This is a genomic window from Pseudoalteromonas pernae (assembly GCF_039831865.1).
Taxonomy (GTDB): Bacteria; Pseudomonadota; Gammaproteobacteria; order Enterobacterales; family Alteromonadaceae; genus Pseudoalteromonas; species Pseudoalteromonas pernae.
Map to the genome: position 1 here is coordinate 567,746 of NZ_JBDODM010000002.1, position 12,034 is coordinate 579,779.

The 12,034-nt window shown below is 44.5% G+C and carries 11 protein-coding genes; 5 read left to right on the forward strand and 6 right to left on the reverse strand.

Features of this window, described 5'->3' with window-relative positions:
• Positions 1–30: 30 nt before the first annotated feature.
• Positions 31–1,665 (reverse strand): type 1 glutamine amidotransferase family protein, encoded by a 1,635-nt coding sequence (locus V1358_RS06845; RefSeq protein WP_347393006.1) that lies wholly within the window; start codon positions 1,663–1,665, stop codon positions 31–33.
• 382 nt (positions 1,666–2,047) lie between these two features.
• Here V1358_RS06845 and folE2 point away from each other — a divergent pair, with 382 nt between their 5' ends.
• The 4 genes from folE2 to V1358_RS06865 all read left to right on the forward strand — a co-directional run bounded on the left by folE2 (position 2,048) and on the right by V1358_RS06865 (position 5,366).
• Entirely contained in the window at positions 2,048–2,971 is a 924-nt protein-coding gene (gene folE2 / locus V1358_RS06850) for a GTP cyclohydrolase FolE2 (protein ID WP_347393007.1), read from the forward strand.
• A gap of 74 nt (positions 2,972–3,045) precedes the next feature.
• Positions 3,046–3,645, forward strand: coding sequence for a DUF2726 domain-containing protein (locus tag V1358_RS06855; RefSeq protein ID WP_347391762.1), 600 nt, complete (start codon positions 3,046–3,048; stop codon positions 3,643–3,645).
• A 71-nt stretch (positions 3,646–3,716) separates the two neighbouring features.
• The gene (mtnN, locus tag V1358_RS06860) at positions 3,717–4,424 is read left to right on the forward strand and encodes a 5'-methylthioadenosine/S-adenosylhomocysteine nucleosidase (protein ID WP_347391761.1); all 708 of its coding nucleotides are present in this window, start codon (positions 3,717–3,719) and stop codon (positions 4,422–4,424) included.
• Positions 4,425–5,366 carry a cobalamin biosynthesis protein gene (locus V1358_RS06865; protein ID WP_347393008.1) on the forward strand — a complete coding sequence of 314 codons (942 nt, stop codon included), beginning with the start codon at positions 4,425–4,427 and terminating at the stop codon, positions 5,364–5,366.
• Between the two features lie 52 nt (positions 5,367–5,418).
• On the opposite strand, the gene tyrS is transcribed toward V1358_RS06865, so the two are convergent.
• Complete coding sequence (gene tyrS / locus V1358_RS06870) at positions 5,419–6,621, reverse strand: tyrosine--tRNA ligase (RefSeq protein WP_347391759.1); 1,203 nt, start codon at positions 6,619–6,621, stop codon at positions 5,419–5,421.
• 152 nt (positions 6,622–6,773) lie between these two features.
• Here tyrS and V1358_RS06875 point away from each other — a divergent pair, with 152 nt between their 5' ends.
• Positions 6,774–8,090 (forward strand): peptidoglycan DD-metalloendopeptidase family protein, encoded by a 1,317-nt coding sequence (locus tag V1358_RS06875; RefSeq protein ID WP_347393009.1) that lies wholly within the window; start codon positions 6,774–6,776, stop codon positions 8,088–8,090.
• Between the two features lie 70 nt (positions 8,091–8,160).
• On the opposite strand, the gene V1358_RS06880 is transcribed toward V1358_RS06875, so the two are convergent.
• The 4 genes from V1358_RS06880 to V1358_RS06895 form a co-directional block, all read right to left on the reverse strand.
• Entirely contained in the window at positions 8,161–8,340 is a 180-nt protein-coding gene (locus V1358_RS06880; protein WP_347393010.1) for a hypothetical protein, read from the reverse strand.
• Between the two features lie 133 nt (positions 8,341–8,473).
• On the reverse strand, positions 8,474–9,604 hold the full coding sequence (locus V1358_RS06885) for a sodium ion-translocating decarboxylase subunit beta (RefSeq protein WP_347393011.1): 1,131 nt from the start codon (positions 9,602–9,604) through the stop codon (positions 8,474–8,476).
• An 8-nt stretch (positions 9,605–9,612) separates the two neighbouring features.
• Positions 9,613–11,400 carry a sodium-extruding oxaloacetate decarboxylase subunit alpha gene (gene oadA / locus V1358_RS06890; RefSeq protein ID WP_347393012.1) on the reverse strand — a complete coding sequence of 596 codons (1,788 nt, stop codon included), beginning with the start codon at positions 11,398–11,400 and terminating at the stop codon, positions 9,613–9,615.
• A gap of 14 nt (positions 11,401–11,414) precedes the next feature.
• The gene (locus tag V1358_RS06895) at positions 11,415–11,648 is read right to left on the reverse strand and encodes an OadG family protein (RefSeq protein WP_347391755.1); all 234 of its coding nucleotides are present in this window, start codon (positions 11,646–11,648) and stop codon (positions 11,415–11,417) included.
• Positions 11,649–12,034: the final 386 nt, after the last annotated feature.

Sequence of the window (12,034 nt, forward strand, 5' to 3'; positions counted from 1 at the left end):
TTTGCTGCAAACCCCTCTATTGTAATCAAGTTAGAGTATCTTTGGCAGTATCTGGGTTGATATTCTTGCGAAAGAACATACACCCATGCGTTTCCCGCCTTTAACTAATACCCCTTTTCGCATATTACTCGCACCACTGGCATTGAGTGTCAGCTCATAACTTTGCGTATCGATATCACTAGTACCACCGGCCGTAGCTGCGCCAGTGTTACATTGCATCTGTCCAAGCTTGTGATAGTTTGAACGGCTAAACGGCGTCGAAGAATTGACTAACGGTCCGACAGTTGTGGTGTTTACCGCCTGCTTCCACGCAGCTAAATCAACATTTAGGATACCACCACGCAAATTGATACTGTCTTCATGCGTCAAGAAGTAGCTGTCAAATGGGCCAAACTGTGAGGCTACAGACATTGAGTCATTAGATTGACGTAAGTCACCAATCCACATGCCACCTTCACCAAACACTTGCAGTTCAATATCATCCGTTTCCTTGTCTAGGTTATTGACGATAGCGTAACTGTTGCTGTCTAGGCCGAAGATCAGAGAGCTTGAACTTTCAACACCCGCTTTAATTAATCGTGGTTGTTTACCGTAGCGCGCCACTTGTGTATCGAGTGTGCCCCAAGGAAACAGACCTAACACCCCTGATTGGATGTAGCTTAGCTCACGACTTGTCGCCACTGAAATACAATCAACACCTAGGCGACAGGCCTCAAACCCATTAGCGTAAATAATTGGATTTTCGGCTAATACTTGCACGCCTTCGCCAGAAAGAATAGTGGCATTGCGTTGACCACCAACAAGCGCATTAACTGACTCACCTTGCGCTGCTACAAAGATCTGCTCCTTTGCGACCATATCTTTGATTTTTTCTAGCAATTCACTTGGTTTGTTCACACCTTCGTAGAAAGCGTGGTAAAGCAACAAAGGGCTTGAGTCGGCAATGAACAAGGCATCTGAACGACGCAATAAGTCGAAAAGTTGCTCTGGGTCACGACACAGTTTTTGTTGTTTTTCATACAAATCTGGATACAAGCTGTCGCGACGGAAACTCGCTAAACGTGATACCTGGTACTGCGCCAAATCATCACATAACGCCGGATCCTTAGCACCTATTAGCGTTTGCATCGCACCGTCTATAGGCAACCAATGAGCCTCAAAACCAAGTTGCTCAAACAGCGCTTGGTAATAATCAACATCTCGGTATGGGTCGCGGCTACCGCCGGTCACAAATGCTATACGCGGTTTGCGTTTAGAGTCGGCAATACCTTGTGCATTTTTAAACAGCTCTTTGAATGCATCTTTAGTGACCCAGTCACGAGTGCCTTCAAAATCAACACGGGCAGTTAAACGACGCTTACTATTAGCTTGCTTTTGTTCAAGCAAATCAAAAAAGTTTTGCTGTTCAAATTCAAACAGGCTAAACCAAAATTCGCGAGCAGTTTCATCTGAATTACTCAGCGTGAAATCGCTACGACGCAAGTAACGCTCGAATTCGGTTTGCCCAAACGCATCATCACCAAAGTGACTTCGCGCCTTTTTTAAGATTTCAGCTGCTTGAGTACGGATCTCAGGCTGCTCGGTCCAAGCCATATCGCGAATACGATCCAGCCCTTCATCAGTTATTTTAAATATTGGCTGCTGTTTATAAGCATCCTTATTCAAACTTTCTCTTGATTGGGTATTACAAAATTTCAGATGTTCGCTAGAACACACCTGTAGGTCGTCGGCCATCAGTAACAACTGAGGTGACGCAAAAGCTGAAGAAATACTACAGCTCCCGAATACCGCAAGCGAGGCAACTCTTAATAGAAATGATTTCATGGGACTGGTCATTGTTATTATTTTGCAAGTTATGGGTTTAATTAGCTCTAATGAGCAACACAGAATATTAACAATGTTTGCACTGTTTTGGAATAGTTACACTTTTGTTCTTAACATTTTCAGCACAAATTCATCTTCAATCATATAACCCACTGCAGCGCTCCACATTTAAAATTTTTCAGGTAGAATAGCGGGCTTTTCAGTATTACCCATGAGGAAGGCCATGCAAAACGCCATGCCAGACATTGCTAACACTAGCTCTGCACCAGTTCAAGAAACATTGGAATGGGTAGGTATGAGCGATATTGAGCTACCAATGTTGGTCGCTTCCAAAGGCCTTACTCCCGTTGTCGTCAACGCTAAAGCACAAGCGTTCGTAAACCTTGTTGATAAAGATGCCAAAGGCATCCACATGTCGCGCTTATTCTTGGCGTTAGACCAACTGTCACACGCCGAGCAAGTCACACCGAAAGAGATTTCATCAACACTGGATGCTTTTATCAGTTCTCATCATGATATTAGTGACCAAGCTCGTATTACTCTTGCTTTTGAGTTACCGCTGCGTCGCCCGGCATTATTGAGTAACAATAGTGGCTGGAAGTTTTATCCTGTGAAGGTTGATGCTCGCATCAATGCTGGCAACGTCGATTTTGAAGTGAGCGTTGATGTCACCTACTCGTCAACCTGCCCTTGCTCAGCAGCATTAGCAAGACAACTTATTCAAGCAAACTTTGAACGTGATTTTGCCAATAAAGAAATCCAGTTTAATGATGTTCACGCTTGGCTAGGGACCACTGAGGGGGTTAGCGCGACACCGCATTCACAACGTTCCGTAGCACAAATAAAAGTACGCTTGAGCGGCAAAGCAACTGAATTCGATTTCCTTGGTCTTATCAACAACATCGAAAATACGCTGAAAACACCGGTGCAAACAGCTGTTAAACGTGAAGATGAGCAAGAGTTTGCACGCCTTAACGGTGAAAACTTGATGTTCTGCGAAGATGCAGCGCGCAAAATCAAAGCAGCCCTTAATGCTCAAGAATCCGTGTTGGATTTTTGGCTACGTATCAACCACTACGAGTCGCTGCATGCGCATGATGCCGTAGCGATTGCCACCAAAGGCCTCGAAGGCGGTTACCAGCCGTAATTAATAGCTCCAAAATAACAGGCACGCTTATTGCTTTGAAATAGGCGTGTCAATTATTCGTTTTGGAGTAAAAAATGGAATTCGCGCTGTTATCAATTCTAGTGTTAGTTGTGATTGCTTCAGTGATCGCCGCAAAGTTCACTGACAACAATGAAAACCCCTACCCATTTGTGCGTAAAAAAGAGATGTACACTCAGGTAGAAAGCGCTTTTCTTTCCCTACTAGAGCGTGCAGTCGGAGATAATTACCGCATTGTTAGCCGCGTTATGCTATCGGACGTGATTGATTGCAAACCCGGCTTGAGTAATAAGTCCAAGCGTATCGCCTTGAGTAAGTCTAAAAATAAACAACTTGATTACGTGCTCCTTGATAAAACTAAGCTCACTATTGTCGCTGCGGTCGATCTAGTAAACAACGCCAATAAAGGCGGCCATAAAGCACAAAAAGATTGGTTTGTTAGTGGTGCGCTAGAAACCGCGGGTATCCCCCATATTCGCATGAAAGTTAAAAGCGGCTACCGCGTCGAAGATGTTCGCAACGCTATTTTGTTCAAGTTAGGAAAACCTGAGCCAGCAGTTAAACGCAGGTCTAGCCGCCCAGCTGTGCTGTCTCCAGCACAAGTAAAAGTGCAATCAACGGCTGTATCTCCTTCGACTCAACTCGCTGAAATCTAAAAGCGACATGCCATATTGGAACAGCCTTTGATATACTAAAGGCTGTTTTTGCCATTTTAATTAGAGATGCTATGAAAGTAGGTATTATCGGCGCCATGGAGCCGGAAATTGCAATTTTACGTGAACACATGAGTGATGTAGAAGTCCTAGAAAAAGGTGGCTTCACTTTCTATCACGGGCAATTGAACGCGCAAGAAGTGACTTTGGTTCAATCGGGTATTGGTAAAGTTGCATCCGCAGTTGCAACAACCATATTAATCGACCACTTCAAACCTGATTGCGTCGTAAATACAGGCTCAGCAGGTGGTTTTGATCAACGTTTAGAAGTTGGTGATGTTGCAATTGCCAGCGAGTTACGCCACCACGATGTTGATGTGACGGCATTTGGCTATGAGTTTGGTCAAGTACCACAAATGCCAGCTGCCTATATCTCGCATCCAGAGCTTGTTAACGTAGCTCAGAAGTCAATTGCCGAGCTAGCACAATGCAAATCTCTCATTGGCCTAGTGTGTACTGGTGATTCATTTATGTGTGATCCTGTGCGTATCGAACAAACCCGTTCACAATTCCCAACTATGCTGGCTGTGGAAATGGAAGGTGCGGCCATCGCTCAAGCTTGCCACCTATTGAACACACCGTTTGTTGTGATCCGTTCACTGTCTGATATCGCAGGCAAAGAATCTCCAGATTCATTCGAAGCGTACTTAGAAGTCGCATCGAAGAACTCATCAGCTATGGTTATGGCAATGCTATCAAAGCTGTCAGACGTCAGCCTATAAATGACACCCGAGTTACTCAGCAATCATCTTGAATTATTGCTAGTGCTAGCAGTCATTGCGCTCGAGCGATGGCTGCCTTTACTCTCTTGGTATCACCCCTTTACCCTAGTGCAACTGGGTTTTAATAACCTCGCTAAGAGAACCTACCATGCCAGCGCAAGTAAAACCTACCTGCTTATGGCCTCGGTGCTCAGCATTTTTATATGCGTGCTAGTGCCTCTCGTCCTTATTTCTTTGTTTTCTCAGCTTGTCTATTACCCTGAATTGCTGGGAGCATTTTTACTCTATTTGTCTTTATCAGCCAACCCACTACAAAACAAAGCGAAACGAATTCGCCAAGCGTTAAAGCAACACCGAAAGTCACTCGCGCGCGCTATTTTAGCAACCATTACAGTACGAGAAACTGCTAAGTTAACAGAAGCAGGCATTGCCAAAGCAACAATTGAGTCACTAGTATTGCGTATGCTTAGAGAGTATTTCTCGCCTTTGTTGCTCTTTTGCATTTTTGGTGCACACGCTGCGTTTGCATATACCTTGTTATGGCATTTACATCAGGCAATGAGACAAGTGGCTGCGCCGGACAGTGCCTATTTGGTGGCAAGTAAATGGTTACTCGCCCTTTGCCAAGCACCCGCGTTGATACTCTACCTCCTGCCCTTGCTCTTTACGAAGTATGCCTTGGAAATTTTGCGCTTTATAAAGGTATACGGGCAGCACTTCTATCACCGCAGCAGTGGTTTAGTGTTGTGTTTTTTCAGCGCTCGCTTGCAAGTTCAACTGGGGGGACCAGCCTTTTACAATAATGTTCGCCACAACCGAATGCGCGTAGGCTTACATCGACAACCCAATGCCGATGATATTACCGTTGCATTAAAAACTGTCGAACAAGTAAATGCACTTTGGATACTAGCAATCTGTGCAGGCTATTTGATTACTTCATAAAAAAGCCACCTAAAAGGTGGCTTGATGGTATTTATTAAGAACAAGCACCTGCTTAGTTCAGTGTCACCTTAGCAAAGCGACGTTTACCCACTTGATAAACTGCGGTTGTGCCCTTCGCTATCATCAGTTTACTGTCTGTCACTTTCGTTTCACCGTCAATTTTAACAGCGCCTTGTTTAATCATACGAATCGCTTCAGAAGTACTGGCTACTAAACCTGCATCTTTAAGAAGAGCGGTGATCATTACCTCTTGTTCATCCACGCTTAAAGACAACTCTTCAATATCGTCTGGCAACGCATTTTTAGAAAAACGCTGAGTGAAGTCATCATGCGCTTGTTGCGCTGCTTCTTCGCTGTGGAAACGAGCGATAATCTCTTTCGCTAGCTTAATTTTGATGTCACGCGGGTTAACACCATTAGCCACTTCGCCTTTAAGCGCTTCAATTTGCTCAATGCTTAATGCGCTTAGTAGCTCATAGTAACGCCACATAAGGTCGTCGGAGATAGACATAATTTTGCCAAACATATCGTTTGGTGCATCTGTAATACCGATGTAGTTGCCAAGAGACTTAGACATCTTTTGGACACCATCAGTACCTTCTAGCAATGGCATCATTAGCACAGTTTGTGGTTTCTGACCTTCATCTTTTTGCAGTTCACGACCCATAAGTAAGTTGAAACGCTGATCAGTACCACCTAACTCAACGTCGGCTTCAAGCGCGACTGAATCCCAACCTTGGACAAGAGGATATAAAAACTCGTGAATCGCAATCGATTGACCATTTGCATAACGTTTTTTGAAGTCATCACGTTCAAGCATGCGTGCTACGGTCTGGCGCGCAGCCAATTTGATCATTCCCGCAGTTCCCAGCTTTTCCATCCACTGTGAGTTAAATGCCACTGTGGTCTTAGCTGGGTCAAGAATTTTGAATACCTGCTCTTTATATGTCTCTGCGTTAGCTAGCACATCTTCTCGGGTTAAAGGCTTACGAGTTACATTTTTACCCGTTGGATCGCCTATCATGCCAGTAAAGTCACCAATCAAAAAGATAACTTCATGACCTAGGTCTTGGAACGTTTTTAGTTTGTTAATTAAAACTGTGTGCCCTAAATGCAAATCAGGGGCTGTAGGATCGAAACCAGCTTTAATTTTTAGTTTTTTCCCCGACTTAAGTCGTTCAACCAACTCATCTTCGAGTAAAATTTCTTCAGCACCGCGCTTTATTTCAGCAAGTGCCTTGTCCAAGTCTGTCATTTATTTCTCCGATAAAAAATGTGCTAACCGCGCGATTCTAGCGTACTTTGGCGCAGGTTTAAATGCACAAAACACTGGTATTTGCTGATTATTAGGTATATGCTCAGCCTTTGGTTAGATATGGTTTTCCTTATCAGCGAAAAAGGTAGGTTATGGTTAACGTGGTACACAAACTCCCCAAAAAACACAAAATGCTCATTGTGGGTTTCCTCGTAACTATTGTAACCCTAATGCTTATACCTACGGAAAGAGCAACGGCTTCAAGGGATAACGACGTTAAACCTCTTGAGGTTGGTAAGCGCTATGAGTTACAAGTTAAACTCGATGAAGACGAAAAAATCACTGAGTTGAACTCAGCTGAAGAAGCGCTCACATTGCCTAGTTATGAACACACTGATTATGAAGTGCATAACGGCGACAACCTTGCGATTATTTTTAAGCGTGCGGGATTCTCAGCGCAAACTCTTTATAAGTTGGTTAATACCAACGAAGAAACCAAAAAACTCACCAAGATTCATCCAGGTGAGGTTTTAAGCTTTGCAAAAAATGAACAAGGCGAGCTACAGCAGCTTAAATATGTATTAAGCAAAACAGATACCTTGTTTGTCACTTTAAATAGTGAAGGCAGCTACGACACTTCAATCGATTCAAAAGAAATTCAAACACTCACTAAATCAGCATCAGGTTCTATTAACGGTAGTTTCTGGACCGCGGGTATCGCAGCAGGTTTAAGCGAGAAGCAAATCATGAACTTCGCGACCATATTTGGTTGGGATGTGGATTTCGCCAATGATTTACGCAAAGGCGACCAATTCAGTCTTATCTATGAAACTCACCATGTCGATGGCGAGTACATCGGTACTGGTAAAATTTTAGCCGCTGAATTTATTAACCAAGGCGAGCATTACGCTGCTGTGCTACACACTGATGGCAATTTTTACACGCCACAAGGCCGCAGCATGAAAAAAGCGTTCCTTCGTGCACCGGTTAACTTTAAGTATATAAGTTCTAATTTCAACCCACGCCGTTTACACCCCGTAACTAAGACGGTGAAACCTCACCGCGGTATTGACTACGCAGCGAAGACGGGTACTCCGGTTGTTTCGGCGGGTAATGGCCGAGTAATCAAAGCGGGTTACAACAAGTACAATGGTAACTATGTGTTTATCCAACACGGTAATACCTATGTCACCAAGTACCTTCACTTGAATAAGCGCAAAGTGAAACAAGGCGAAAAAGTGAAGCAAGGCCAGCTAATTGGTACTGTGGGTGCGACAGGTCGTGTTACTGGTGCTCACCTACACTATGAGTTCTTGGTAAACGGTGTACACCGTAATCCGCGCACCGTGAAACTGCCAAAATCAGAGCCTTTACCGGCATCAGAACTGGCTAAGTTCAAACCAGTAGCGGACACATTACTGGCTCAACTGACACGAGAGCGTGAAATGCAGTTGGCGATGAATAACTAAGGTTATTCAGTAAAGACATGAAAAACGCACCTATCTAGGTGCGTTTTTTATGTCTGAAGGCATCACATATTCATTGGTTTACAAGCATATAGATGAGTTTAACAATCAAGCTTATAGCCACCAAAGGAAGGATGTACTTACTGTATTTAGTCATCTTTTCGAAGCCCATACGCTTTTGATAGCGCTCCAGTAGGGGGATCAGTACTACTAACGCAACCAATAGTATCAGTATGATCATAACGGCATTCATGAGCGCTTACTCCATGTGAGACGCAACTCAAGCTATGTTGTCAAATTACTGAATACTAAGCAAATGCAGAGCAAAAAAAAGCGCATCTTGGTGAGTTCAAAACCAAGATGCGCCAAAGGCTAGGAAGAGCCTATTAGCCGACGAGCGCGAGTAATATCCCCGCAGCTACCGCGCTGCCTAGTACACCCGCAACGTTCGGGCCCATGGCATGCATTAGTAAGAAGTTATGAGGGTTATTTTCCAAACCTACTTTGTTCACTACCCTTGCAGCCATTGGCACTGCAGACACTCCAGCTGCACCCACTAGAGGGTTAATGGGCGATTTAGAGAAGCGATTCAGTGCTTTGGCCATAAACACACCTGAGGCGGTACCGATAGAGAACGCAAGAGCCCCCAATGCCAAGATACCGAGTGTCTCCACTGTCAGGAATTTGTCTGCCGCGAGTTTGGAACCTACAGCAAGCCCTAGAAAGATAGTGGTAATATTAATAAGTTCGTTTTGGGCAGTGCCACTGAGTCTATCCACCACACCACTTTCACGCATTAGGTTACCAAGGCAGAACATTCCTACTAACGGCGCAGCAGCAGGCAAGAACATTGCAGTGAGCGCGAGTACCATCAGCGGGAAAATAACCTTTTCCTTCTTTGATACCGGGCGCAATTGTGGCATTTCTATCTTACGCTCAGCTTCGGTAGTCAACGCGCGCATGATTGGCGGCTGGATAATAGGCACTAGAGCCATGTACGAATAAGCGGCAACTGCAATAGCTCCCAGTAAATCGGGTGCCAGTTTCGACGCTAAAAAGATAGCGGTAGGGCCATCAGCGCCGCCGATAATGGCAATCGCAGATGCATCCTTCATAGTAAATTCGAAGCCTGGAATGTAGTTCAGGGCAATTGCACCGAACAAGGTAGCAAAAATACCAAACTGAGCAGCCGCTCCCAATAGCAACATACGCGGGTTAGCAATCAAAGCACTGAAGTCGGTCAGTGCTCCCACTCCCATAAAGATAAGTAGTGGGAAGACTCCTGAGTCGATACCTATGTAATACACGTAATACAAGATACCACCAGGATCAGCCATACCGGCCACAGGAATATTGGTTAGCAAGGCTCCGAAGCCAATCGGCACAAGCAGCAGTGGCTCAAATTTACGTGCGATAGCGAGATACAAGAGCAAACACCCTACTGCAATCATAATCAATTGCGCGGCCGAAAAATTGGCAATGCCCGTGGCATGCCAGAGGTTTAGTACTCCTTCCATAAAACCTCCTATGCCAATGCTATTAGCGCATCACCGGCACTCACAGAGTCACCTTCGCGCACTAATACTTCTGCCACTTCACCACCATGTAAAGCACGCACTTCAGTTTCCATTTTCATCGCTTCCATGATGACAACGACATCACCCTCATTCACCTGTTGTCCGGGCTTAACAAGTACTTTAAAAATGTTACCCGTCAAAGGTGCATTTAGAGTTTCGCCTCCACTCACAGAGGCGGACTGCGGAGGGTTTTCACCTTCTCCTTGCACTGCACGAACGCTTTCTAACTCGCCGCCTGGAGCGACAATAACGTCATAAGCTTTACCATCAACACTAATGCTGTAGCGCTCAGGTCCAGACTTCGCTGGTGTTTGTGGTTGCGCCTTGGTTACGGCTGCAACTTGCTCTTGCGCTTGGGGCGCTGGCTCAAATGCATCTGGGTTGCCACGGTTAGCTAAGAACTTAAGACCAATTTGCGGGAATAACGCATAGGTGAGAACATCATCAATCTCTTCATCTGCCAACGTTAGTTGACTGCTCTTTGCATGCTCTTTTAACTCAGCTGTCAGCTTATCTAGTTCCGCATCAATTAAATCAGCAGGTCGACACGTTATCGCTTGTGCACCTTCAAGCACACGTTGTTGTAGTTCGGTATCAACAGGCGCTGGAGTTGCACCATATTCACCTTTGAGTACGCCTGCAGTCTCTTTGGTAATAGATTTATAACGCTCACCCGTTAACACATTAAGCACGGCCTGAGTACCAACAATTTGAGACGTTGGTGTAACTAAAGGTAAGTAACCTAAATCTTTGCGTACACTCGGGATTTCTTTAAGCACTTCATCCAATCGATCTGCGGCTCCTTGTTCTTTTAACTGGTTTTCCATATTGGTAAGCATACCGCCAGGTACTTGCGCCAGTAAGATGCGGCCGTCAACGCCTTTTAGACTGCCCTCAAACTGGGCGTATTTTTTACGTACTTCTCGGAAGTAGGCTGCAATTTCTTCTAACAACGTTTGGTCTAACCCGGTGTCACGTGGCGTATCTTCTACAATCGCTACCATGGTTTCTGTAGCGCTGTGACCATAGGTTTGGCTCATACTAGAAATAGCGGTATCGAGCATATCTATACCCGCATCAATCGCTTTTTGATAGGTAGCAGTACTCAAACCGGTAGTGGCATGGCATTGCATTGCAATGGGCACTGACACCGTTTCTTTTAAGCCGGTGATAAGCTGCTCACAGTCGTATGGCTTCAACAAACCCGCCATATCTTTGATACAGATCGAGTGACACCCTAAATCTTCCAATTGCTTTGCTTGGGTCAGCCACATATCTAATGTGTGCACCGGAGATACCGTGTATGAAATTGTACCTTGGGCATGGGCACCAATATTTACCGCAGCTTTAATTGCCGTTTCGAGATTGCGCACATCGTTCATGGCATCAAAAATGCGAAATACGTCCACACCATTGGTATGAGCACGCTCTACGAACTTGGTAACAACGTCGTCACTGTAATGGCGATAACCTAACAGGTTCTGGCCGCGCAGTAGCATCTGCTGTTTGGTATTCGGCATTGCTTGTTTAAGCAAACGAATGCGCTCCCAAGGATCTTCACCTAGGTAACGTATACATGAGTCAAAGGTAGCGCCGCCCCAAGATTCGACAGACCAATACCCCACTTTGTCGAGCTTTTCTGCAATTGGGAGCATGTCTTCGATGCGCATGCGTGTGGCAAGTAAAGACTGATGCGCATCACGCAGAACCAATTCGGTTAATTTGAGTTTAGACATAGTGTTACCCCTCATTATTGCTTTTTATACTGGTGAACTGCGGCAGCGATTGCTGCTATGTGCGCTTTGTTAGCGCCGCCTTGAGCTTGCTTGGGTGCTAGGCTTTTTGTTGGTGCTTGTAAGTCATCAGCCAAGAAGTAAGACATTAGCTTTAGTGCACCAATCAAAATCATCAAAAAGACAAAAACCACTAGCATGCCCGTTGCCATTAACCCGGCTGCTTCTAGCATCAGATCTGCAATGTTCATCCTCACTCCAGTGCTATTTTGTTAAATTTTATTAAACAACAGTTCAACACCATATCAAATAAATATGAAAAGTCCACACCTTGTAAATTGGTATTACCAATACTGAGATTTTACTTCAAACCCACTAAACACCACACTTTCAAGCGAATAAAGCGAAATTAAAAACTAAGAAATATGTATATTCGATAAAAATATCCAATATAACGAATGTTTATACATCATAAGATCATCGCAGATGCTGCAATTATGCTAACAATTGAAATAAAGAATAATTGGTAATACCAATTATTCGAAAATATTTATTTTCATTTAAGCCTTTGGCATTACTCGATTATTAGGTCTAAGCTATAGCTCACTAATTAGGAACAACCGCTGTTTGATTGTCC